The organism is Aeromonas sp. PS2Canimalfood6, assembly GCF_048276795.1.
GTDB classification, from domain to species: Bacteria; Pseudomonadota; Gammaproteobacteria; order Enterobacterales; family Aeromonadaceae; genus Aeromonas; species Aeromonas caviae.
The window spans coordinates 13,634-35,453 of sequence record NZ_JBLUXC010000040.1 but is presented as its reverse complement, the minus strand read 5'-3'; the positions used below and the strand labels follow the sequence as shown (position 1 = coordinate 35,453).

Below are 21,820 nucleotides of genomic sequence, written 5' to 3'. Positions count from 1 at the left end.
AAAAAAGCGAGCCTTGGCTCGCTTTTTTTGCAATCACATCAAGGGGTCAACTTAGTTGACGCGACGCTTGAATTCACCGGTACGGGTGTCGATTTCGATCTTGTCACCGATCTCCACGAAGGCGGCAACGGCCAGCTCGTAGGAGGTGCCCTTCAGGCGGGCAGGCTTGGTCACTTTACCGGAGGTGTCGCCACGGGCGGCCGGCTCGGTGTACTCGACTTCACGCACGATGGTGGTCGGCAGTTCTACGGAGATGGCTTTCTCGTTGTAGAAAGTCACTTCGCAGAGGTCTTCCATGCCGTCTACCAGGTAGTTCAGGGCATCACCCAGGTTGTCTTTCTCGACGTCGTACTGGTTGTACTCGGTGTCCATGAAGACATACAGCGGGTCGGAGTAGTAGGAGTAGGTGCACTCTTTACGCTCCAGCTGAACGACTTCCAGCTTGTCGTCGGCCTTGAAGACGGTCTCGGTGGCGCTGCCGTTCAGCAGACCCTTCAGCTTCATCTTGACCACGGCGGAGTTACGGCCGGATTTGTTGAATTCAGCCTTCTGGACCACCATCGGCTCGGTGCCGATCATGACTACGTTACCAGCGCGGATTTCCTGTGCGGTTTTCATGTAAAAAATTCCTGTTCGTGAAACGGACGGATAAAAACTGCCAGATTATATACGGCTTTCTAAAAATTTCACCAACCTCGTGACGAGATCCCCGTCCGCCAGCAGCCTCTGTGGCCAGGTGCGCCCATGTTGCTGCCATATGGCCGCGTATTGAGGCCATTGTGCCCAGAGTTCACCCGTATGCTCCCCCCGGTTGAGGGCATGGTTGAAGCGGCGCAGCCACTGACCGGCCGGCACTGGCAAGGGGGAGAGGTAGTGGTCGAGAAAACCGTCCAGCTTGACCATGTGGGCATCCTCTTCCTGCTGGTAGATGTGCCAGAGGAAGGGGCGCCCCGCCCACTGGGCCCGCACGAAGGAGTCCTCCCCGCGCACCAGGTTGAGATCGCAGCTCCACAGCAGGCGATCGTAGCCCCTCTGATCGGTCATCGGCAGCAGCTTGACGGTGAGGTTGCCCGCCTGGAGCAGATCTCCGGCCCGGGCACCGGGAATGGCCTCTGCCAGCCCTGCGCCGATGAGCACGTCGTCGAGGGAGCGCCCCAGCGGCAGCAGCAGGGTGACGGGGGTGACGCTCTGGCGCCAGCCCTCGACCAGGCTCCTGAGCGCCTCGCTCTCGTAGGTGAAGAGGCTGACCCGCAGCTCGTCTTCTCGTTGGGGTGGCAAGCCGAGGCTGGCCCAGTAGGCGGTCAGTCCCGCTTCATCCTGTTGCCAGCGCTCGCGCTCGACGATGAGGCCGTGCTCGCACAGCAAGCCGCCGGTTCTGGCGGTGAAACCCGGGAAGAAGAAGTACTTGTCGAGGCGCCGGCTGCCGACCTGCTGGGGCGAGGCGAGGCCATGGCAATCCTCGACCCAGCTCTCGGCGGAGAGGTATTCGAGGTTGATCCAGCAGGGGGGCGTGGTCTGCTCGGCCATGCGTTCGATAAAGGGGGCGGGCAGCTCGCAGGCAAACGCCTCGATGACCACCCTGGCCGGTGTCATGTCGGCGGGGAGGCGCTCGTGCCAGTGCTGGACATAGATGCCATCGACCCACTGACCGTCCTGTGCGGGGTCGAGCGCCGGGCAGATGCGGGCGAAGCTAGCCAGATCGTCCACCCAGAGCCGCACCTGCACCTCACTCTTCTGCGCCGGGAGCACGCCTTCCCGCTTGAGCTGGCGGGCGAGTCGCCAGGTGACGCCGATGTCACCGAAGTTGTCGACGACGCAGCAGAAGATGTCCCAGTCGAAGGGGGGGAGAGGGCTTGTCATGGCGCAGGGTCCCAGATGCAAAAAAACCGGTGCGCAGGGTAGCACACCAGTTGGCTGGCTTCTAACGGTCGGCTCGGGGCCGAAGGAGGAACTTACTCCTTGCCGTAGACGTTGTTCTCCTGCTCGCGCACCCGGATGAAGGTGGTGCGTTTGGTGAGCTCTTTCAACTGGCTGGCACCCACATAGGTGCAGGTGGATCGCACCCCGCCCAGGATGTCGCGCACCGTGTTCTCCACCGGGCCGCGGTAGGGCAGCAGCACGGTTTTGCCTTCGGAGGCGCGATACTCGGCGACACCGCCGGCGTGCTTGTCCATGGCGCTGGCCGAGCTCATGCCGTAGAACTTCATGAAGGGCTCGCCATCGACCTCGACGATTTCACCGCCGCACTCTTCGTGAGCGGCCAGCATGCCTCCCAGCATCACGAAGTCGGCGCCGCCGCCGAAGGCTTTGGCCACATCCCCCGGGCAGGTGCAGCCGCCGTCGCCGACGATCTGGCCGCCCAGACCGTGGGCCGCATCGGCACACTCGATGATGGCGGAGAGCTGCGGGTAGCCGACCCCGGTCTTGACCCGGGTGGTGCAGACCGAGCCCGGGCCTATGCCCACTTTGACGATGTCGGCGCCGGAGAGGATCAGCTCCTCCACCATCTCGCCGGTCACCACGTTGCCCGCCAGGATGACGTGGTTGGGGCAGGCGTCACGAATTTTGCGCAAAAACTCGACGAAGTGCTGGGAGTAGCCGTTGGCCACGTCCACGCAGATGAAGCGCAGGGCGCTGGACATCGCGAGGATCTGGCGGGTCTTGGTGAAGTCCTCCTCCGAGGTGCCGGTAGAGACCATTACGTGGCCCAGCAGGGCCGGGTCGGTCTCATTGACGAAGGTTTGCCACTGCGCAAGGCTGTAGTGCTTGTGCACCGCCGTCATCATCTCGAAGCTGGCCAGGGTACGCGCCATGGCGAAGCTGCCGACGGTATCCATGTTGGCGGCGATGACGGGCACGCCCTGCCATCGGGTCTGGGTGTGCTTGAAGGTGAACTGGCGGGTCAGGCTGACTTGGGAACGGCTCTTGAGAGTAGAGCGCTTGGGGCGAAACAGGACATCCTTGAAACCGAGCTTCAAGTCTTCTTCGATACGCATTGCGAATTCCTTATTGAGCCTTGTGTGAGAGGTCACTTTGCAGTGGCAACTTTTCGGCAGGCGCAAAAAAACCGGTGGTTTTCAGGCCCTCCGGTTTACAGCAGTGTAGGCAAAAATCCCGTCAGAACAAGACTGATAATTCACGCACCGCTGTGGTAGCCTTTGGCGTCACAACCTGAGGATAGCCGCCAGCGTCATCCAGCACCCTGTTCTCCCCTCGTTTTCCTACTGCATTCCCCACTCACGCGCCGTACCCGGCATGGATTGTCGTCTGTTGGTACCGCGTCCAGAGCCCGCTCCCCTGCGCGCCAGAATCCGGTTGACCCGGCAGTTGGCTGTGATACATCTGGGCGCAAGACTGACAAGGCGAGAGAGCAAGATGGGCAAGAGAATGGTGGCGGCGGCCATGATGTGGGCGCTGTGCGGCAGCGCGATGGCGGCCCAGACCAGCTATGGCTGGATCGAGAAGGGGGTGCTGATGCCCTACGGGGTGGCGGTCAAGATGAAGCTCGATACCGGTGCCCTCACTTCGTCGCTGGATGCCCGCGACCTGAAGCATTTCAAGAAGGATGGCAAGCCCTGGGTGCGCTTCAACCTGGTGCTGACCGATGCCAATACCGACAAGGTTGTGCGCCGGAGCGTGGAGCGACCGGTGGAGCGCAGCGTGACGGTGCGCGGGGCGGGCGGCATGGAGCAGCGCCCGACGGTGACCATGTCCGTCTGCGTCGGGGACCAGGTCTACAAGGAGTGGTTCACCCTGCGGGATCGCAGCAAGATGATCTACCCGGTGCTGCTGGGGCGCCGTCTGCTGGCGGAGCTGGGACCGGTGGATTCGAGCCGGACCTTCACGGTACAGCCCACCTGCGACTAGGGTGGTGCAGCCATGAAAAACGGGGGCCTGGCCCCCGTTTTTCATGGCGTGCGCAAAGGCTGACCCGTCATGCCTGGCGCGAGGCGGGCAGCAGCACGCTCACTTCGAGCCCCCCTTCAGGCCGGTTGTGGATGTCGAGATCCGCTCCGTGAAGCTGGGCGATGCGCGAGACGATGGCCATGCCAAGGCCCACGCCATCCCCCTGCTGGGGATTGACCCGGAAGAAGCGCTCGCACAACCGGGAGAGGGCGGCGGTGGGGATGCCGGGGCCGTTGTCCCGCACATCCACCCGGATCCGGTTGCCCACCTGGCTCACCACCACGGCGACCTCGCCGCCCACCTGGGTGTAGCGCAGCGCATTGTCGATGAGGTTGCCGAACATCAGCTCCAGCAACATCGCCTGTCCCATTACCTGCACCTTTTCGGCGCCCTCCAGGGACAGCTGCTGATCCTTTTTCAGGGCGATGGGGGCCAGGGTCGCCAGGGTGCCCTGCAACAAGGGGAACAAGGGAAGGGCGGTGAGGGCCGGGCTCTGCTGGTTGTCGATGCGGGCCTGGGTCAGCAACTGGCGGATCAGCCGGTCGCTGCGATCGAGGGCCAAGAGCATCTTGCGCAGGGCCTGCTCCCGGCTCTGATCATCCTCGGCCGTCATGGCGTTCTCGCTGTGGATGCGCAGTACCGCGAGGGGCGTGCGCAGCTCGTGGGCGGCCTCGTTGGTGAACTGTTTCTCCCGATCCAGAGTGTCAGCGAGGGCGTGCATCAGCCGGTTGATCTCCCCCACCAGCGGCGTCAGCTCCTCGGCCTTGATGGCGAGATTGAGGGGGCTCAGGTTGGCGGGATGACGCTCGCCGATGGCTTGCGCCAGCTGGTGCAGCGGTGACAGCCCCCTGGTGATCAGCCACCACAGCAGACCGAGCAGGAAGGGCAGGGTGATGAAGAGGGGCAGCATGGTGAGGGTGGCCATCTTGCTGGCCAGCTCGCTGCGTTCGTCATCCCGCTCCGCCACGATGAGCCAGGTCTGTTCACCTTCGTTGTAGAGGGTAAAGGTGCGCCACTCGTGGTGATCCTTGGTCTCGCTGTTGAAGCCCCGCTCCAGGGTGGTCAACGGTTGGGCCGGGGCATTGGGCGAGCGCAGCAGCACGGCGCCCTGCTCGCTCAGCAACTGGAAGTAGAGGTTGTGCTCGAATTCATGGCCATAGGGGGTGAACTCGTTGTCCTGACCGAACTGGAAGAAGCCGCCCTTCTCGATGTGGGGCGTCTCGGGGACGGCCTGCACCCACTCCTGGTACACGGTGCCGTTGCGCGGCAGCTCGCCGCTCTGCTTGAGATAGCGGCTGAGCAACTGGTTGGTGATGCGGGCGGACTGGGCGAGACGGGCATCAAACAGCTCTTCCATTTCGTGGTTGGCCTGCAGGTAGCCGATAAGGCCGCTGATGGCGAGGCTGAGGCTGACCAGGGCCAGGATGCCGGAGAGTAGGAAACGGCGGATGGAACGGACACGGCTCATGGGGCGGAGGCTCCTCTTGCGCCCTGGACGTCGAGCTGGGGCACGATGTAACCGACGCCGCGAATGTTGCGGATGAGCTCGGGGAAGAATTTCTTGCGCAGGTGGTGAATGTGCACCTCCACCGCGTTGCTCTCTGCCCCCTCGTCCCAGCCGTAGAGGCTCTGTTGCAGTTGATCCCGGCTCAATACCCGGCCGCTCTGGGTGATGAGCTCCTGCAACAGCTTGTACTCGTGGGGGGTGAGCTTGACCGGCTCGCCCCGATAGGTGACCTGTTGTGACGCGGGGAAGAGCTGCAGCTCCCCGTACTCCAGCACCGCCTGGGCCTGCCCCTTGCTGCGCCGCACCAGGGCGCGCAGCCGGGCGTTGAGCTCCTGCAGGGCGAAGGGTTTGACCATGTAGTCGTCGGAGCCTGCATCCAGCCCCAGCACCCGGTCATCCAGGGCATCACGGGCGGTCAGGATGAGCACGGGCAGGGTCTGCCCCTCCCGGCGCAACTTGCGCAGCAGGCTGATGCCGTCGATGTCCGGCAGGTTGAGATCCAGGACAAGGGCGGCAAACTCCTCGCTCTTGAGCGCCGAGAGGGCCGGCATCCCCTGCTGGAGCCAGTCCACCGTGTAGCCGCTGCTGCGCAGGGCATCCACCATGCCGTCTCCCAGCATCACATCATCTTCCACCAACAGGATCCGCATTGTTCTCTCCCTCAAACGACACTGCCCACCAGTATGCAAGCTGGTGGGCAGAGTTGAAATAGCGCACTGTGCTGCTTGTGTTTACAGCTTGGCGAGACGCTCGCGAATTTCCATTCTGCGGCCCTCGTCCGCCACCTCGCGACCAGGGCGGGCCGGGGCGGCCAGGGCCTTGTCCAGATAGACCTTCGCCTGTGCCTTGTCACCCTGATCCAGCAGGAAGTCGCCGTAGAAGAAGTTGGGGTCGATGCCGGTGGGATTGATGGCCAGCGCCTGCTTGAGCAGCTTCTCCGCCTTCTCGTCGTCTCCAAAGCCCACCGGCCAGCCCGGCACCTGGTAGTAGAGGGAGCCCAGGCTGGTGTAGGCCGAGCCTTCCAGCGCCTTGGGATCCTGCTTGATGGCGATCTCGAGCTTGGCCTTGGCCTCCTTCACCAGACCAAGGGCGCCGAGGCCGCCCTTGGCCCCCGCCCAGGTGCTCTTGACGATGGCGGACCAGATCAGCAGATCGGTGCGAAATGCCTCCTTGGCGCTCGCCTCATCGGCCTTGGCACTCAGGCTCTCCAGGCAGCTCTCCTTGGCGTTGCCGGTCTGCTGGTACTGGCAGTGGGCCCACTCCTGCTGAATGGTGGGCAGGGCATCGGCGGCCTGTGCCAGACCGCTTGCCAGCAGGCCTCCCAGGACGAGCAACAGGGGGCCGTGACCAAATCGGGGACGGAAAGTGGTGTGCTTCATCTCAATGTTCCTTCTCGTTTGTCGCACAGGCGGGATCGCTCCTGTGATCGGGGGCAGGGGAGGCGGTGCGGCGGGCGTGGCGCTCGATGATCGGGCGCTGCTTGGCCAGGGCCATGTCCACCAAGGCGGGCAGCAGGCCGTTGAGCCGCACAAAGAGCTTTTCCGGCCAGCCGAGCCAGCGGCGGCGCGTTTCGTTGCACAGGGCGATGACGGCCTCCTCGGCCACGTCCTGTGGGCTGTCGGTCCGGGTGCCAAGCTCGGCATTCATGGCATAGGCCGCCTCGGAGTTGAGGTGGGTGCGGGTGGCGCGGGGGGCAAAGTGCAGCACCTTGATGCCGGTTCCCTCCAGCTCCCGCCCCAGGGACTCGCTGAAGCCGCGCATGGCGAACTTGCTGGCGCAATAGACGCTGTAGCCGGCAAAACCGATGGCCCCGAGGCTGGAGCCGATGTTCATGATGATGGCGGGCTTGCGCAGCCGGGGCAGCAGGGCCCGGGTGAGCTGGATGGGCGCCTCGACGTTGAGCAGCAACTGGCGTGTCACCTGCTCGCTGCTCTGATCTTCCAGCCAGGCGAACTGGTTGCAGCCCGCACTGTTGATGAGCACGTCCAGCCCCTCGTCCAGGGCCGGATGTTGCAGCAGCTGCGCCCGCTCATGGGGAGAGCCGAGATCGGCCGTCACCGTCTGGTGGCGATCCGGATGAGGCAGCTCCCGGCGCAGGCGCTCCAGGGCGCTGGCCCGACGACCGTGCAGCAGCAGATGGGCACCCTGGGCCGCCAGTTCATGGGCCAGGGCTTCACCAATGCCGCCACTGGCGCCAGTCAGCAGTATGCGTTTGCCTTCAAGCTTCATTGGTAGGATCCCGTGAGCTGATAGAGCATGTCGCCATAGAGGCGGTAGACCACCTTGGCGGCGTGAATGATGGCGGCCTGATCGGCGGCATCTTCCACCCGGTTCATCAGGGATTCGAAGAACTTGAGGTGCTCCTGGTCCAGGGCCCCGTGGGAGCTCAGGTAGCTCATGGCCTGGGGCGGCAGACCCAGACCGCTCTTGAGCTGGTCGGCGACGGTCAGGGCGATGGCGACGCTGGTGCCTTCCAGCACCTGCACCATGCCGAAGAAGCCCATGGGGTTGCCGCGCTGGATCTGGTCGTAGAGGAAGGCCACCATCAGCTCGATGGGCAGGCCCGGCTGGCCGTGGCGCACCGCCTCGGCATCACCGCCGCAGGCACGGATGTCGTTCAGGATCCACTCCTGATGGCCGTACTCCTCGTCGATGTACTCCCTGATGGCGCCACGCACCCATTCGTACTCCTGCCCCAGCTTGCCGCCGGTGGCCATCAGGAGCGGCACCGTGTGGCGCACGTGGTAGTAGGCCTGTGCCAGGAAGGCGAGGTAGGTGTCACGGCTGATGTCGCCGCGGCGGCAGGCCTCGATGATGGGGGCGTTGAACAGGCGTTCGCGCTCGCAGGCGGTGGCTTGTTGCAGGGTCTGGTAGAAGCTCATGAGGTCTCTCCTGTGAGGCATTGGCTGATCTGCCGGGAAAAATGGTGATAAATCTCGTTGCGACGGGGCGCCCGTTGGCCGTCAGCAGGCCGGGGAGCTGATCCAGGGCGACCGGCAACCAGTGATGGATGCGGGCGTAATCGGGCAACTGCTGGTTGAGCCGGGCAATCTGCTCTGGCAATTGGGACTGGCTGCCCGGCAGCGGCTGGATGAGGGCCACGTTGGCGGGCTGACCATCACCGAAGATGACGATGCGGGCGATGGCCGGGCAGAGCTGGGCCTGGGCTTCCACCCACTCCGGGGAGAAGTTGCGACCAAAGGCGGTGATCTGCACGTTCTTCTTGCGCCCCGTGATATGGAGATAGCCCTCCTCGTCGAGCCGACCCAGATCCCCTGTGGCGATCTGTGTTAAGGAAGAGGTGCCTGTGGCGATCTGACTGCCCGTCTCGCCCTCTTCCCCCAGGTAGCCCAGCATGGCGCTGCCGCTGACCATGACTTCGCCGTCTGCGGCGATCGTCACCTGGCAGTGGGGCAGGGGCAGGCCGACGCTGCCGGGACGATCCCCGTGGGGGCCGTTCAGGGCGACCACGGAGCCGCATTCGGAGAGACCGTATCCCTCGTAGACCGGCAGCCCCGCCGCACGGGCGTGAGCGATGAGTTCGGGGGCGACCTTGCCGCCGCCCACGGCGACGAAGCGCAGGGTGCCGAGCTGTGTCGCCAGGGCAGGGGTATTGAGGCACAGAGCCAGCAGCAGGCGCAGCAACTCGGGTACCAGCACCAGGCTGTGGCTGGGCCAGCGCAGCAGTGCATGGGCCAGGGCCGCAGGATCCAGCTTGCTGGAGCCCGAGAAGCCGAGTTCCCCCAGGGAAGGGATGCGGCTGCAGGCGCCGGTCAGCAGCGGTACATACAAGCCGGTCAGGTTCTCCAGCAAGGTGGTGAGGGGCAGCAGGGTCAGGTGTTTCTCAACCCGGGCAGGGGCCACCCGCAGGGCAAGGGATCCGCAGACCGCCGTCATCTGTTCCAGCGACAGGCAGACGCCCTTGGGTTGCCCCGTGGTGCCCGAGGTATAGGTGATCTTGGCGGTGCCTGCTGGCAGCTCGGAGAGGCGGGCCGGGATGCGGCGCCACAGGGGCACGGCCTGCTCATCGGGCCTGCCTGCCATGAGCACGAGGGGTGAGGCGGCTTGCCACCCCTGGTGCTCCGGGCCGACCAGGGCGTCTGCTCCGCTGCTTTCCAGCAGCCACGTCTGCTGCGCCGGACTGAAGAAGTGGGGAACCGGGATGACCACGATGCCGGCCCAGGTGCAGGCGAGATCGATCAGTGCCCAGGGCAGGCCGTTGTCGAGTTGCAGGGCCAGGCGGCGGATGCCGGCCCCTTGCAGCACTCCAGCCAGTTGCTGGATCTGCTGCCACAGGCTCTGGTAATCCAGCTCACTCTGGCTGCCTAGCAGCGCAGGCTGGTGCGGGGTCTGGCTGGCATGGTGGGCGATGGTGTCGAACAGCGTCATTGCGCGCACCTCCTGTCGATGTCGGCATGGTTAAAAAGGCGGGGCATGGGCCCCAGCAGGTTGAGCAGCAGGCTGCTCTGTGCGAGCACCTCGCGCCCCTGGTTGATGTCGCCTGCCATCACCTTGGGCTGGCAGCGGTAGTTTTCGCCCCAGGCACTGGCATCCTCTCCCACCTGATGGGCCTGGGCGGGGGCCAGCTCCACCGGGTTGAGACGCAGGCGGGTAAAGCTGTTGCGCAGCTTGGCGGTACCGGTGAACACCACGTAGTCCAGGGCGTTGTCACACAGCAGACGACACAGCGCGGCAAACATCAGGCGGGCGTGACCTGGTTCGCTGCAAGCAAGATTGCCCACTTCGATGATGCGGTGGCGGGCCGGACGTACCCCGAGACGGGTCTCGATGGCGGCCTCGACAGGCTGCTCCAGATATTGCTCCAGATAGAGTGGTTGCTCGTGCTCGCCATGGCAGGCCTGATTGAGGCCGCAGGCACCGACCAGCACGCCATCAGCTCGGTAGAGCCCGAGCAGGCAGGGCAGAAAATGGGGAATGCGGGCATTGAACTCGAGGGTGTAGGCGGCCTGGATATAGGTTTGCAGCGCCATGACCTGCTGCGGGGATTCGGCCAGGATCAACCGGTAGGGGGCTTGGATCTCGATGGTCATGGTTGGCTCCTTCTCTTGCGATGGGATGAGAGTAAAAGGGCAAACTTAAGAAACCCTTAAGGCGCAAAAAAAGACGAAAAAAACTGGCGGGGGGTGAACGGGGGTCGATGGGGGCTCCAGACAAAACAGTTGCCAGCAGCGGGCGTGGCAGGCAATCTGCCCCGCTGTCGCCACCCGAGGAGCTGCCATGTCATCCCCTGTTCACTGTCCCCTGTGTCTCTCCCCTCGGCACCATGCCCTGCCGGTGGCGGGCAAGGGCTATTACCGCTGCCTGGCGTGCGAGCTGGTCTGGATGGACGAGGCGGACCACCTGGACGAGGGGGCCGAGAAGGCGGTCTATGACGGGCACGACAACCGGGTGGACGATCCCCGCTACCGGGCCTTTCTGATGCGTGCCTTTGGCGAGGTGCTGGCCCGGGTGTTGCCTCCTGCCAGCGGCCTCGATTTTGGCTGCGGCCCCGGGCCTGCCCTCATCGCCATGGGGCGGGAGGCGGGCTTCGAGATGGCGGGCTACGACAAGTTCTATGCCGACGACCCAGAGTGCCTGACAAGGCAATACGACTTCATCACCAGCACCGAGGTGATAGAGCACATCGCCACCCCCCGCGCCGTGCTGGACACGCTCTGGGGCTGTCTCAAGCCCGGCGGGGTGCTGGTGTTGCAGACCCAGCGGGTGCTGGGGGACGAGCGCTTCAAGACCTGGCGCTATCGCCACGATCCCACCCACATCGTCTTCTTCGCCGAGGCCTCGTTCCGTGCCCTGGCGGTCCGCTGGCAGGCAGAGGTCGAGTTTCCTCATGCGGATGTGGCGGTGTTCACCAAACCCTGAGCCGGGCGTTTTCATTTGGCCATGAGTTGGGCATGCTGGTGGCCTGATACCCAGGAACGGATGCCCCTATCTCCATGTCGATCCCCCACCTCTCATTGCAAGACGCTCGCCACCTGCAACTGGCGGCCCAGGGGCTGCTGACCCCGCGCCGCGCCAGAGCAACCCCCGCCGACCTGCTCGCCTGCATTCGCCGCATGGCGTTGCTGCAGATAGACACCATCTCCGTGGTGGCCCGCAGCCCCTATCTGGTGCTGTTCAGCCGCCTTGGCCACTACGATCCGCGCTGGCTGGAACAACTGCTGGCCGATGGTGACCTCTTCGAATACTGGGCTCATGAGGCCTGTTTCGTCCCCCGGGAAGATTACCGGCTGCTGCGCCATCGGATGCTGGATCCCGCCGCCATGGGCTGGAAGTTCTCCGCCCAGTGGCTCAAGACCCACGGCGGCGAGATCGCGCAGATAGTCGAGCGCATACGCCAGGATGGCCCGGTGCGGGCGGCAGACTTCGAGCGCAAGGGGAACAAGGGCAACGGCTGGTGGGACTGGAAGCCGGAGAAGCGCCATCTGGAGGTGCTGTTTACCGCAGGCCAGCTGATGGTGCGCGAACGGCGCAATTTCCAGCGGGTCTACGATCTCGCCGAGCGGGTCATGCCGGAGTGGAATGACGAGCGGGATCTGCCGAGTCCTGATCTCGCCCGGCGGGACATGGTGCGAGCCAGTTGCCGGGCGCTGGGGCTGGTCAAGACCGGCTGGGTGGCGGATTACTATCGCCTTAAACGGGGGAAATACGACGCCCTGCTCCACCAGCTGGCGGACGAGGGGGAGCTGTTGCCGGTACGAGTGGAGGGGTGGCAGCACGGAGCCTTCGTTCACGCCTCCCTGGCCGATGAACTGGTCCGGGCCCAGGCGGGCTCCCTCAAGGCGAGCCACACCGCCGTGCTCTCGCCCTTTGACCCGCTGGTGTGGGATCGCAAGCGGGCCAGTGAGTTGTTTGGTTTTGACTATCGCATCGAGTGCTATACCCCGGCCCCCAAGCGCCAGTACGGTTATTTCGTGCTGCCGTTGCTGCATCGCGGCAAGCTGGTGGGCAGGATGGACGCCAAGGCCCATCGCAAGGAGGGGGTGTTTGAGGTCAAGAGCCTCTATCTGGAAGACGGGATCAGGGTGACCCGGACCCTGGCCCAGGATCTGGGCAAGGCCATCCAGAAGCTGGCGCAGTGGCACCAGACCCCGCTGGTGCGTTATGGCAACGTTCCTGCTCCCTTGTTGGCTCAATGGCAGGAGGTGGCACGCTGAGGAAGGACGCCTACCCTCGCATCAAGCCGGGCAGGACCAGGGCTACGGCGGCGGCGATGCGCGCGCGGATGTCGCTGCCCGGCGCCAGCAAGCCGAGCGCCATCTGGCGCAGCGGCTCCGCCATGGTCATCGCCAGCAGCAGGTCGCTGGTTTGGGCGGTGTCCAGCTCGCGCAGCCAGCCCAGTTGCTGCTGGCGCTGTAGCCACGCCGCCAGCGTCGCTCTGCCGCGGGCAATGCCGTTCTCCTGATAGGCCGCCAGCAGGGCATCGCGCCCCGCGAACTCATGCTGCAGCAGTCGGAACATGCCCACCGCCGGTGCGCTCAGCACCTGGCTGGCAATGGCTTGCAAGCCCTGCACCAGCATCTCTCCCAGTACCTCGGGGTGGGTTGCATCCTGCTCGAAGGCCGGTTGAAAGGCATCGGTCCAGCTGCGCACCGCCTGCGCTACCAGCTCGTCGCGATTGGCGGCGAAGCGGTAGAGGGTCTTCTTGGCAACCCCCGCCTCTTTGGCCACCGCATCCACGGTCGCAGCGTTGTAGCCCCCCTTGAGCAACAAAGTCAGCGTCGCCTCGGCGAGGGCGGAGCGAAGGTCGGCTTCCGGGGTGACCGGACGGCCTCGTGAGCGTGTTTCTTCATCGTTCTGGTGCGACATGATGGGCTCCTGGAAAGCATTGACAGACCCAGCATACAGGCATAGCGCAATTTAAGAAGCGAACTTCGTTTCCTAAATTTATGGGAGTCATATCATGTATCCTTCTGCCTTGTTTGCCCCCTGGGGCGTCAATGACATCAACGAGTTGCTCAGTCCGCAACCCCTTCGCCTGGAAATGGGCCTGACCCGCAGCACCGACGGCCTGCTGACGGTCGCCATCCGCACCGATCTGCACGGCTGCAAGGGGCGCATGCTGGATTGGTGGTTCACCTTCTTCGAGACGACCCAGCACATCAGGTGGTGGCACCCCCACGATCATGTCGAGCACCGGGGCTGGGATCATCACTGGAAAAAAGGGGAGCGCTTCGTGGGAGCCAGCATAGAGGCGGTGGAGTGGCTTGCCGAGCTGCCGCCGGTGGCAGCTCGCCTCAAGTTCCACGGTGCCGAAGAGGTGTTCGCCCCGCAATCGCTACACGAGGCGCGGGAGACGCAGGCTCTCTCTGCCGCCATCTGCGCCCGTATCGGCTTTGGCGACGAGGTGGCGCTGGATGAGCAGGGGGCGCCACTGGATGGCGAGATGCTGCACCTGGCGCGCGATACCCCCTATGGCTGTGTGCTGCGCAGTCGTTTTCTGCTGGGCAAGGCCTGCGCCAATCCGTTTGACGAGGTGCCGGACGAGGTAGGTTTCAACCTGATGCGCCACTGCTACAGCGAGTTCAGCTATCTGGCGCAGTTTCTGCCGTCGCTCTACTACGCGGAAAACGGTCGTGAACCGGCACCGCGACTCTGGTGACGGATGCCGAACGAGTGCGCAGGCCAGCTGCCGGATGGAGATGAACCGCGGAAGATGGTCATAAAAAAACCGGGCACTGGGCCCGGTTTGTTATGCAGTCAGGATGTGCTTACTGGAGCACCAGCACCATCAGCAGGCCGACGGTGATGGCGGACACCAGGAAGGCGAAGCCATAGAACACATAGTGGTGCAGCTTGGTGGTGTGGATCCCCAGATCATGCAGGCCGTGGTAGATGCGGTGCATGCCGTGCCAGATGGGCAGGGCGATGATGGCCAGCAGGATGCAGGCCCCCCACCAGGAGCTGGCGAAGGCGAGCACGCGCTCGTAGCTCATGGTCTCCACGTCCATGATGCCCATGGGCACCAGCAGACCGGTAATTAGGACAATCACCGGCAGCAGCATGGCAACCACCATGCCACCGGCACCAAACAGACCCCAGTATATTGGCTCGTCAGAACGTCTCATGCTTTTTCCTCAAATCAGGATTAATAGCGATATCGTGGCAACCTTGCTGACGCACGGGGTCCGGGGCCAGGCTGGCTCCAATAACCGGGTTCGTCAGAACGTCTTATGGTTTTCTCCTCAGGCCACGATGATCAGGACAAGCAGGGATACCGCCGCCAGCGCCACATACTGGGCGATGACGATCGGCTTCTCCGGCACCAGGTCTTCGCCACGGAAGATGCGCATGGCTTTCGGGGCCAGGGCGAACCAGGTCTTGGCGTGGAACAGGCAGGCAGCCAGGGCGATGACGTGAAACAGGATGGCAATGGGGCTTTGCAGGGATTCCAGCCAGCCGTTGAATGCCTCCTGACCCTGTACCAGGCGCAGCAGACCCCACATCAGCACGACGGCGTAGATGGAGACGAAGATGCTGGTGCCTTCGCGGATCATGTAACCGGTGTAGAAGGCATTCTTCAGCCACCAGTCTTTCTTCATCTCGCGCACGTAGGGCTTACGTTTGCTCTCAGTGTTGTTCATGGTCTCACTCCTGGTCTCAATCCGGCTTGAACATGGCGATCATGTAGTCCTTGGCGCTCTCGACCTTGCCAAGCTGGATGGCGGCGGCCGGATCCACGCCCTTCGGGCACACTTCGGAGCAGTAGCCCACGAAGGTACAGCCCCAGACGCCCTCGTCCTGGCTGATGATCTTCATCCGCTCCCTGGACGCGCTGTCGCGGTTGTCGGCGTTGTAGCGATAGGCCAGTGCCAGGGCCGCCGGACCGGTGAACTTCTTGTTGATGCCATATTGCGGGCAGGCCGCGTAGCACAGACCGCAGTTGATGCACATGGAGAACTGGTGATACTTCGCCATGTCAGCCGGCGTCTGGGTGTACTCGCCATCGCACAGGTTGCGCGGCTCGGACGGGATGATGTAGGGCTTGATACTCTCCAGCTTCTCGATGAAGTCGGACATGTCGACCACCAGATCGCGCTCGATGGGGAAGTTGTTGAGCGGTTCGATAGTCATCTTGCCCGGCAGGTAGTCGCGCAGGAAGGTCTTGCAACCGAGTTTCGGAATGCCGTTGACCATCATGCCGCAGGAGCCGCAGATCGCCATCCGGCAGGACCAGCGGAAGCTCAAGGTGGAGTCCAGATGATCCTTGATGTATTGCAGCGCATCCAGCAGGGACATCTCTTTGAGGTAGGGCACCTGGAAGGTCTGCATCCAGGGCTCGTTATCCTGCTCGGGACGGTAGCGCAGGATTTCAATTTCGATCATCTCAGCCATTCTTCTTAGCCTCGTCTTGTTTCTCACCCTCGGAACCGTACACGCGCTTGGCCGGTTGGGATTTAGTGATCTTCACATCGGAATAGTCGATGGTCGGGGCCCCTTCGCCGTTGTAGAAGGAGAGAGTGTGCTTGAGGAAGTTGACGTCATCGCGCTCCTCGTAACCGTCCAGACGCTGGTGGGAACCGCGGGACTCTTTGCGGTTGATGGCGGAGTGCGCCATGGCTTCCGCCACGTCCAGCATGTAGCCCAGCTCGATGGCGTACAGCAGGTCGGTGTTGAAGACCGAGGACTTGTCGTTGATCTTGATCTTCTTGTAACGGGCTTTCAGCTCGTTGATCTTGTCGATGGTGCCCTGCATCAGCTCTTCGGTACGGTAGATACCGACACCGGCTTCCATGGACATGCCCAGTTCGTTGCGGATATCCGCCGGGTTTTCGGTGCCGTCGATGTCCAGCAGGGAGAGGTGCTGCTTGATGAGCGCCTCGGCCTTGGCGACCAGCGCCTGGGTGTTGCCGTGTTGCTGGGTGGCGGCAAACTCGGCTGCCTGCTCACCGGCCACTTTGCCGAAGACCACGATCTCGGACAGGGAGTTGGAACCCAGACGGTTGGCGCCGTGCAGACCGACGGAGGCACATTCGCCAGCGGCATAGAGACCGGCCAGACGAGTGGCGCACTTGCCGTCGGTTTCGATGCCACCCATGGTGTAGTGGGCGGTCGGACGTACCGGAATCGGCTCTTTTACCGGATCCACACCCACATAGGCCTTGGCCAGTTCGCAGATGAAGGGCAGACGCTCTTTCAGATACTTCTCGCCAAGGTGGCGCAGGTCGAGGTGAACCACGTCGCCCATGGGGCCCTGGATCACGCGGCCTTTTTGCTGCTCCTGCCAGAAGGCCTGGGAGAGACGGTCGCGCGGACCCAGCTCCATGTGCTTGTTCTTCGGCTGGCCGACCGGGGTTTCCGGGCCCAGACCGTAATCTTGCAGGTAGCGATAGCCATCCTTGTTGAGCAGGATGCCACCCTCACCACGGCAACCTTCGGTCATCAGGATGCCGGTGCCCGGCAGACCGGTCGGGTGATACTGGACGAACTCCATGTCCCGCAGCGGTACGCCGTGGCGGTAGGCCAGGGCCATGCCGTCACCGGTGACGATGCCGCCGTTGGTGTTGTAGCGATAGACACGACCTGCGCCGCCGGTGGCCAGCACCACGGACTTGGCCTGGATGAAGCGGGTGATGCCGTTCTGGATGTCAAAGGTGACGACACCCTGGACGCGGCCATCTTCCACGATGAGATCCAGACAGAAGTGCTCGTCGAAGCGCTTGATGGTCGGGTACTTGATGGAGGTCTGGAACAGGGTGTGCAGAATGTGGAAGCCGGACTTGTCGGCGGCGAACCAGGTGCGGGGGATCTTCATCCCGCCGAAACGGCGCACGTTGGCCTTGCCGTCCGGTTTGCGGCTCCAGGGGCAACCCCAGTGCTCCAGCTGGATCATCTCGTTGGTGGCGTTGTTGACGAAGTACTCGACTACGTCCTGCTCACACAGCCAGTCACCACCGGAGACGGTGTCGTTGAAGTGGTTTTCCAGGGAATCGTCATCACGGACGACGCCTGCGGCGCCACCTTCGGCGGCCACGGTGTGGCTGCGCATCGGATAGACCTTGGAAATCAGGGCGATTTCCAGCTCCGGGTGGGCTTCTGCAATGGCGATTGCGGCACGCAGGCCACCGCCACCGGCACCGATGATGGCAACATCGGTCTTGATAATATCCACATCTGCCTCCTTAGGGATAGATTTGCTGGGCACGATTTTGCTCTATGAAAAAAATTCAGGCTTGATGCAAGTCAAACTGCTTTGTTTTAGTGCTTGGCAACGGTGATTTTTATTACAACCACCCCATTCCTTGGATGAAAATGCCGTCATTATCGCCATCCATCAGTGATCTGGATCAGCCGTACTCGTTACTCTGGTGATTTTAACTCCAAGATTATACGTAGTTTTCTTTCAAAAAAATGAGAAATGCCTCTCTTTTTGGGTATTGCCCATAAAGTTTTTAAGTTTTTTATCAAAACAGTTTAATGATAACTATTATCACGATGACATATCGAGGTTAGGCATCAAAAAAGTAATGCGAATATAGCCATGACAGACTGGGCCCGTCTCCCACACATGGGCAAAAGGAGATGTCGATCACAGGGTTGAGGGTCTCGAAAGGGGATTATAACCGTTGAAACAAAAAGGGTTTATAAAAAAAGGGGCCTGAACGGCCCCTTTCTTCCCATGGTCGATCAGATGCGGAACATGCCGACCTGATTATTCAATTCACCTGAAATATTTTTAAGCTGGGCCGACAGATTGCGGGAGCTGTCCGCATCCACTGCCAGCTCGTCCGAGACATCCTTGACCGCCTGAATGTTGCGGCTCACCTCGTCGGTGACGGCACGCTGTTCCTCTGCGGCGCTGGAGATCTGGGTCGCCATGTCGGAGATCTGGTTGATGGAGGTGGTGATCTGCTCCAGCGCCTGGGTCGCATCGTTGGCATCTTCCACGCTGTTCTGGGCCAGCAGCTGGCCCTCGTGCATGGTACTGACGGCGCCCTGGGTGTTGCGCTGCAGGGTCTCGATCATGCTGCGGATCTCGACGGTGGAGCTGTGGGTGCGCTGGGAAAGCACCCGCACCTCGTCGGCCACCACGGCAAAGCCGCGTCCCTGCTCGCCAGCCCGGGCGGCCTCGATGGCGGCGTTGAGCGCCAACAGGTTGGTCTGCTCGGCGATGCCCTGGATGGTGGAGAGGATGGTGTTGATCTCCTGGGCGTTCTTCTCCAGTTCCTGAATGATGCCGGAGGCCTGCTTGACCTGGGTGGCGAGATCCGTGATGGAGCGCTGGTTGCGGGCAATCACCTGCTTGCCGTGCTCGCAACTGCTGGAGGAGCTGCGGGCCGCTTCCGCGGTCTGCTCGGCGTTGCTGGCCACTTCGACGGCGGTGGCGGACATCTCGTGCACTGCGGTCGCAATCTGGGAGATCTCGTTTTGCTGGCGGGCCAGCCCCTGGTTGGATTTCTCCGCCATGTCGTGGGAAGACCTGGCCTGCTGGTTGAGCTGGGTGGAGGAGTTGGAGATGTCCTGCACCATGACGTGGATGCGCTCGATGAAGGTGTTGACGTGCTTGGCGACGGTACCGACCTCGTCTTCACGCTCGATCTTGATGCGACGGGTGAGATCGCCGTTGCCGCGGGAGAGATCGGCAATTGCCTCGCCCAGGGTTTTCAGCGGCGCCAGGGAGCCGTTGATGGCGACATAGGAGAAGCCCGCCACGATGAGGATGGTCAGCAATCCCTGAATGAGGGCGGAGGTGACCATGCGGGAGACGGACTGGTAGGCGACCGCTTCGTCCACCACGATGCCGAAATACCAGTTGGTGTTGGGGATCTCGGTGAGTTCGAATACGCTCGCCTTGCCGCTGATATCCATCTCGGAGATGGTGTTGTCATGGGCCAGCTCGTTGACCTTGGCTGCCGTCAGCTCCGGGGAGATGGCGGTGGCGGGTTTGAGGGTCAGATCCTTGTCCGGGTGGGCGATGATGGTGCCGTTGCTGTCCACCAGAATGGCATAGGTGCCTTCCGAGTTCATGGCGAGCACGTCTTTCACCAGACCGTCGATGGAGACGTCACCGGCGATGACGCCGTCGGTGTTGCCGCGACTGAAGGGCTCGGCGATGGTGATGATGAGCTGGCCCGTGGTGATGTCGGCGTAAGGGGCCGTGATGGCGAGCTTGCCGGCGGCCATGGCGTCCTTGTACCAGGGGCGCTGGCGCGGGTCATAGCCGGCCGGCAGATCGGTGGGCTTGCTCTGGATCATCCGGCCATCCTTGGTACCCACGTAGACGAGATCGAAGTTGCCCGCATTCATGGACTGGGCCAGGTGGCTGAGGGGCTCGTCTTCCTTGGCGAAGGCTTCCTTGGTGGCGGTGACGAGATTGATGCGGGCGTCGAGCCAGCGGGAGATCCCCTTGACGTTGGCGATCGAGCTGTTGTCGATGAAGCTCCAGATCAGTCGCTGTGTCTCGCTGCGCAACTGGGAGGTGTTGTACCAGACCTGCAGGCCGGTAATGACCAGAATGATGGCCCCGATGGCGAGGACCAGCTTGTTCTTGATGGATAGGTTCATGTTTACATCCTTGTGAGCGTCAGTCTGAGATCCATGGTGTTTGTTATTGTTATGAGCCAACTCTGTATCGGCTGGCGGTGGACTTTATGTATGGCTATGTCCCAATTACGTGTTGCATGGGGCGCCCCAGCGCCTCATGCAAGCAACGTGGTACATTCACTTCCCGCCCGTAGCGCTCCAACATCCTTCGCCAACCCAGATAATTTCTCAGATAGTGGGTCGCTACCCCATGGAACCGCTCCATCCACTCTTTCAACCGACGGTGATATCCGTTTACATGCTGGATATGGTACGCGCCAACCACACGCTCGCCTTGGCGATTGCGCACGACCTGATGGGTCACTCCCTGCGCTTTGCTGAAACTGGCATACACCCCGGCGCCGTCGCTACACAACACCGCATCTGACGAGACAAGGGGTGTCAAAACAGCTATCACCGTCTCGGCATTCATTTTCTCCAACTGAAAATCCGCATGGTGACCAGCCCGGTCCTGAACCACCATCACCGGGATGTAATCCGGCCCTGTGCCTCGGGTACGGCCTTTGCCCCCACGGTGGCGGGCCGGGCGGGGCAAACCACGTAGCCCTTTAAACGACTCCAAGAAGAAGGTCTCATCAACCTCGACGATACCCCCTTCCCGTGCCGCCTGGTGACTCGCCATGGCTTTCAGGAAGCGGTGACGCCACAAGAAGGCGGTATTTTTACAGACTCCGCAGCGGACGGCAGCCTGTCGGACGGTCAGACCGTCGATGAGGGCCTGGGCGTAGTCTTCCCAGCATTGTGCCTTGCGAAGTCGAGCCAGAGGCGTCTTGGTGAGAACGGAACTGGTGCGCAGACACTGCTTGCAGCGATAACGACGCAGCCCTCGACTCCAACCCCAGGGAGCCAACTGCGTAGCCTCGGCCTGACAGTGAGGGCAACATCGACAAGCGGGGAGTTGAGCGGCCAGCGAGGTGATTGGGTGAGGGGTAGTGAGTTCATGTTGCGCGAGGCGACGCTGGCGCATGGTGAGCTGTGGAAAGAGAGACAGTAGATGTTGAAAGGCTTGGGTATCCATGATGGAGGCCCTCAGGGTGATGACCTACTTCAAGGTTAGCCTTTCAACATGTAATTGGGACAGCGCCTTATGTATCCCGGTGCACAGCAATTTTTCGACTTTTTTCACCTCCCGACGGCCCGCCAGGCCGCGCCGATACTCAGCTGAATCGATCTGGCCGGTTGGTGAAGATGCCATCGACACCCATGCTGGCGAGGGCTCTCTCATCACTCACTTCGTCGACCGTGTAGACCAGGATCTTGAGCCCCCGGCGATGGGCATCCGCCACCAGGGTCTGGTCGACAAAATCCACGTCGCAGTTGAGGGACCAGGCCCCCAGCTCTTCGGCGAAGCGGGCCCCGTGCAGCGGCAGGCTGGCGGTCAGGGCGCCGAGGCGCAGATCGGGCCTCAGACTGGCAAAGTGCGCCAGCTCGGGATGGTGGAAGGAGGAGATGACCCAGTGCGCCTGGGTAAAGCCAAGCTCGGCCTCGGCCCGACGGGTCAGGGCGGCCACCGGCTCGGCGGTGTGGGCGCCCTTTAGCTCGATGTGCAGTTCGCAGCGCCCCGCCACCAGTGCCATCACCTGCCACAGGGTCGGGATCCGCTCCCCGTCCCCCGCATCCAGGCTCGCCAGGTACTCCCGGGATTGCCCGGTCAGCACACCCTGGCCGTTGGTGCAGCGCTCCAGCCGCCGGTCGTGGAAGACCCAGAGCTCTCCGTCGGCCCACTGCACGTCCAGCTCGATGGCTTTGGCACCCAGATCCAGCGCCAGGCTCATCGCCTTGAGGGTATTCTCCGGGGCCAGGCCGCTGGCACCGCGATGGGCAATGATCTGCATGATGGCTCCT

The 21,820-nt window shown here is 62.7% G+C and carries 21 protein-coding genes and 1 pseudogene; 4 read left to right on the top strand and 18 right to left on the bottom strand.

Annotated features, from left to right (window positions below; all coding sequences use genetic code 11):
* Positions 1-51 precede the first annotated feature (51 nt).
* The 3 genes from efp to ACNPAA_RS15305 form a co-directional block, all read right to left on the bottom strand.
* Entirely contained in the window at positions 52-618 is a 567-nt protein-coding gene (efp, locus tag ACNPAA_RS15315; protein WP_010673788.1) for an elongation factor P, read from the bottom strand.
* A 45-nt stretch (positions 619-663) separates the two neighbouring features.
* Complete coding sequence (gene earP, locus ACNPAA_RS15310; RefSeq protein ID WP_417891850.1) at positions 664-1,860, bottom strand: elongation factor P maturation arginine rhamnosyltransferase EarP; 1,197 nt, start codon at positions 1,858-1,860, stop codon at positions 664-666.
* A gap of 92 nt (positions 1,861-1,952) precedes the next feature.
* Positions 1,953-2,996 (bottom strand): GMP reductase, encoded by a 1,044-nt coding sequence (locus tag ACNPAA_RS15305; RefSeq protein WP_119196915.1) that lies wholly within the window; start codon positions 2,994-2,996, stop codon positions 1,953-1,955.
* Positions 2,997-3,405: 409 nt separating this feature from the next.
* Here ACNPAA_RS15305 and ACNPAA_RS15300 point away from each other — a divergent pair, with 409 nt between their 5' ends.
* Positions 3,406-3,867, top strand: a complete 462-nt coding sequence (locus tag ACNPAA_RS15300; protein ID WP_053288956.1) for an ATP-dependent zinc protease — start codon at positions 3,406-3,408, stop codon at positions 3,865-3,867.
* A gap of 67 nt (positions 3,868-3,934) precedes the next feature.
* Here ACNPAA_RS15300 and ACNPAA_RS15295 read toward each other — a convergent pair whose 3' ends face one another.
* The 7 genes and pseudogenes from ACNPAA_RS15295 to ACNPAA_RS15265 all read right to left on the bottom strand — a co-directional run bounded on the left by ACNPAA_RS15295 (position 3,935) and on the right by ACNPAA_RS15265 (position 10,464).
* Entirely contained in the window at positions 3,935-5,374 is a 1,440-nt protein-coding gene (locus ACNPAA_RS15295; protein WP_043153174.1) for an ATP-binding protein, read from the bottom strand.
* Positions 5,371-6,063, bottom strand: coding sequence for a response regulator (locus ACNPAA_RS15290; RefSeq protein ID WP_041215642.1), 693 nt, complete (start codon positions 6,061-6,063; stop codon positions 5,371-5,373). Before ACNPAA_RS15290 ends, ACNPAA_RS15295 begins: the two co-directional genes overlap by 4 nt.
* 81 nt (positions 6,064-6,144) lie before the next feature.
* The gene (locus ACNPAA_RS15285; protein ID WP_045525602.1) at positions 6,145-6,792 is read right to left on the bottom strand and encodes a tetratricopeptide repeat protein; all 648 of its coding nucleotides are present in this window, start codon (positions 6,790-6,792) and stop codon (positions 6,145-6,147) included.
* A gap of 1 nt (position 6,793) precedes the next feature.
* Positions 6,794-7,642: an SDR family oxidoreductase gene (locus tag ACNPAA_RS15280; protein WP_039039562.1), complete on the bottom strand. Its 849-nt coding sequence runs from the start codon at positions 7,640-7,642 to the stop codon at positions 6,794-6,796.
* Positions 7,639-8,295 (bottom strand): TenA family transcriptional regulator, encoded by a 657-nt coding sequence (locus ACNPAA_RS15275; protein ID WP_103243586.1) that lies wholly within the window; start codon positions 8,293-8,295, stop codon positions 7,639-7,641. Before ACNPAA_RS15275 ends, ACNPAA_RS15280 begins: the two co-directional genes overlap by 4 nt.
* A pseudogene (locus tag ACNPAA_RS15270) lies at positions 8,292-9,802 on the bottom strand (AMP-binding protein). The gene ACNPAA_RS15275 and the pseudogene ACNPAA_RS15270 overlap by 4 nt, the downstream one beginning before the upstream one ends.
* Entirely contained in the window at positions 9,799-10,464 is a 666-nt protein-coding gene (locus tag ACNPAA_RS15265; protein ID WP_417891849.1) for a thermostable hemolysin, read from the bottom strand. Before ACNPAA_RS15265 ends, ACNPAA_RS15270 begins: the two are co-directional and overlap by 4 nt.
* Before the next feature lie 187 nt (positions 10,465-10,651).
* On the opposite strand from ACNPAA_RS15265, the gene ACNPAA_RS15260 reads away from it, so the two are divergent.
* Both ACNPAA_RS15260 and ACNPAA_RS15255 read left to right on the top strand, forming a co-directional pair.
* Positions 10,652-11,293 carry a class I SAM-dependent methyltransferase gene (locus ACNPAA_RS15260; protein ID WP_103243584.1) on the top strand — a complete coding sequence of 214 codons (642 nt, stop codon included), beginning with the start codon at positions 10,652-10,654 and terminating at the stop codon, positions 11,291-11,293.
* Positions 11,294-11,367: 74 nt separating this feature from the next.
* A complete protein-coding gene (locus tag ACNPAA_RS15255; RefSeq protein ID WP_417891848.1) occupies positions 11,368-12,588 on the top strand; it encodes a winged helix-turn-helix domain-containing protein in 1,221 nt (406 codons plus the stop codon).
* Positions 12,589-12,598: 10 nt separating this feature from the next.
* Here the strand turns inward: ACNPAA_RS15255 and ACNPAA_RS15250 are convergent, their stop codons facing one another.
* Entirely contained in the window at positions 12,599-13,240 is a 642-nt protein-coding gene (locus ACNPAA_RS15250; protein ID WP_124814412.1) for a TetR/AcrR family transcriptional regulator, read from the bottom strand.
* 94 nt (positions 13,241-13,334) lie between these two features.
* Between ACNPAA_RS15250 and ACNPAA_RS15245 the strand changes: the two genes are divergently transcribed.
* Complete coding sequence (locus ACNPAA_RS15245) at positions 13,335-14,033, top strand: DAPG hydrolase family protein (protein WP_109422505.1); 699 nt, start codon at positions 13,335-13,337, stop codon at positions 14,031-14,033.
* A gap of 109 nt (positions 14,034-14,142) precedes the next feature.
* Here the strand turns inward: ACNPAA_RS15245 and frdD are convergent, their stop codons facing one another.
* From frdD to ACNPAA_RS15210, 7 genes are all read right to left on the bottom strand, one after another.
* Positions 14,143-14,499: a fumarate reductase subunit FrdD gene (frdD, locus tag ACNPAA_RS15240; RefSeq protein ID WP_109422504.1), complete on the bottom strand. Its 357-nt coding sequence runs from the start codon at positions 14,497-14,499 to the stop codon at positions 14,143-14,145.
* 117 nt (positions 14,500-14,616) lie between these two features.
* Positions 14,617-15,015, bottom strand: coding sequence for a hypothetical protein (locus tag ACNPAA_RS15235; RefSeq protein WP_010673804.1), 399 nt, complete (start codon positions 15,013-15,015; stop codon positions 14,617-14,619).
* 16 nt (positions 15,016-15,031) lie between these two features.
* The gene (locus ACNPAA_RS15230; RefSeq protein ID WP_010673805.1) at positions 15,032-15,766 is read right to left on the bottom strand and encodes a succinate dehydrogenase/fumarate reductase iron-sulfur subunit; all 735 of its coding nucleotides are present in this window, start codon (positions 15,764-15,766) and stop codon (positions 15,032-15,034) included.
* Positions 15,759-17,543, bottom strand: a complete 1,785-nt coding sequence (frdA, locus tag ACNPAA_RS15225; RefSeq protein WP_010673806.1) for a fumarate reductase (quinol) flavoprotein subunit — start codon at positions 17,541-17,543, stop codon at positions 15,759-15,761. The genes ACNPAA_RS15230 and frdA overlap by 8 nt, the downstream gene beginning before the upstream one ends.
* Positions 17,544-18,058: 515 nt before the next feature.
* Entirely contained in the window at positions 18,059-19,936 is a 1,878-nt protein-coding gene (locus ACNPAA_RS15220) for a methyl-accepting chemotaxis protein (protein WP_119196907.1), read from the bottom strand.
* Between the two features lie 94 nt (positions 19,937-20,030).
* Positions 20,031-20,993, bottom strand: a complete 963-nt coding sequence (locus ACNPAA_RS15215; protein WP_223919426.1) for an IS1595 family transposase — start codon at positions 20,991-20,993, stop codon at positions 20,031-20,033.
* 139 nt (positions 20,994-21,132) lie between these two features.
* Positions 21,133-21,810, bottom strand: coding sequence for a glycerophosphodiester phosphodiesterase (locus ACNPAA_RS15210; RefSeq protein WP_109422497.1), 678 nt, complete (start codon positions 21,808-21,810; stop codon positions 21,133-21,135).
* Between the last annotated feature and the right edge of the window lie 10 nt (positions 21,811-21,820).

Bases quoted from the DNA above. Each gene is read 5' to 3' on its own strand.
- efp (WP_010673788.1), bottom strand. From the start codon at position 618: ATGAAAACCGCACAGGAAATCCGCGCTGGTAACGTAGTCATGATCGGC.
- earP (WP_417891850.1), bottom strand. From the start codon at position 1,860: ATGACAAGCCCTCTCCCCCCCTTCGACTGGGACATCTTCTGCTGCGTC.
- ACNPAA_RS15305 (WP_119196915.1), bottom strand. From the start codon at position 2,996: ATGCGTATCGAAGAAGACTTGAAGCTCGGTTTCAAGGATGTCCTGTTT.
- ACNPAA_RS15300 (WP_053288956.1), top strand. From the start codon at position 3,406: ATGTGGGCGCTGTGCGGCAGCGCGATGGCGGCCCAGACCAGCTATGGC.
- ACNPAA_RS15295 (WP_043153174.1), bottom strand. From the start codon at position 5,374: ATGAGCCGTGTCCGTTCCATCCGCCGTTTCCTACTCTCCGGCATCCTG.
- ACNPAA_RS15290 (WP_041215642.1), bottom strand. From the start codon at position 6,063: ATGCGGATCCTGTTGGTGGAAGATGATGTGATGCTGGGAGACGGCATG.
- ACNPAA_RS15285 (WP_045525602.1), bottom strand. From the start codon at position 6,792: ATGAAGCACACCACTTTCCGTCCCCGATTTGGTCACGGCCCCCTGTTG.
- ACNPAA_RS15280 (WP_039039562.1), bottom strand. From the start codon at position 7,642: ATGAAGCTTGAAGGCAAACGCATACTGCTGACTGGCGCCAGTGGCGGC.
- ACNPAA_RS15275 (WP_103243586.1), bottom strand. From the start codon at position 8,295: ATGAGCTTCTACCAGACCCTGCAACAAGCCACCGCCTGCGAGCGCGAA.
- ACNPAA_RS15265 (WP_417891849.1), bottom strand. From the start codon at position 10,464: ATGACCATCGAGATCCAAGCCCCCTACCGGTTGATCCTGGCCGAATCC.
- ACNPAA_RS15260 (WP_103243584.1), top strand. From the start codon at position 10,652: ATGTCATCCCCTGTTCACTGTCCCCTGTGTCTCTCCCCTCGGCACCAT.
- ACNPAA_RS15255 (WP_417891848.1), top strand. From the start codon at position 11,368: ATGTCGATCCCCCACCTCTCATTGCAAGACGCTCGCCACCTGCAACTG.
- ACNPAA_RS15250 (WP_124814412.1), bottom strand. From the start codon at position 13,240: ATGTCGCACCAGAACGATGAAGAAACACGCTCACGAGGCCGTCCGGTC.
- ACNPAA_RS15245 (WP_109422505.1), top strand. From the start codon at position 13,335: ATGTATCCTTCTGCCTTGTTTGCCCCCTGGGGCGTCAATGACATCAAC.
- frdD (WP_109422504.1), bottom strand. From the start codon at position 14,499: ATGAGACGTTCTGACGAGCCAATATACTGGGGTCTGTTTGGTGCCGGT.
- ACNPAA_RS15235 (WP_010673804.1), bottom strand. From the start codon at position 15,015: ATGAACAACACTGAGAGCAAACGTAAGCCCTACGTGCGCGAGATGAAG.
- ACNPAA_RS15230 (WP_010673805.1), bottom strand. From the start codon at position 15,766: ATGGCTGAGATGATCGAAATTGAAATCCTGCGCTACCGTCCCGAGCAG.
- ACNPAA_RS15220 (WP_119196907.1), bottom strand. From the start codon at position 19,936: ATGAACCTATCCATCAAGAACAAGCTGGTCCTCGCCATCGGGGCCATC.
- ACNPAA_RS15215 (WP_223919426.1), bottom strand. From the start codon at position 20,993: ATGGATACCCAAGCCTTTCAACATCTACTGTCTCTCTTTCCACAGCTC.
- ACNPAA_RS15210 (WP_109422497.1), bottom strand. From the start codon at position 21,810: ATGCAGATCATTGCCCATCGCGGTGCCAGCGGCCTGGCCCCGGAGAAT.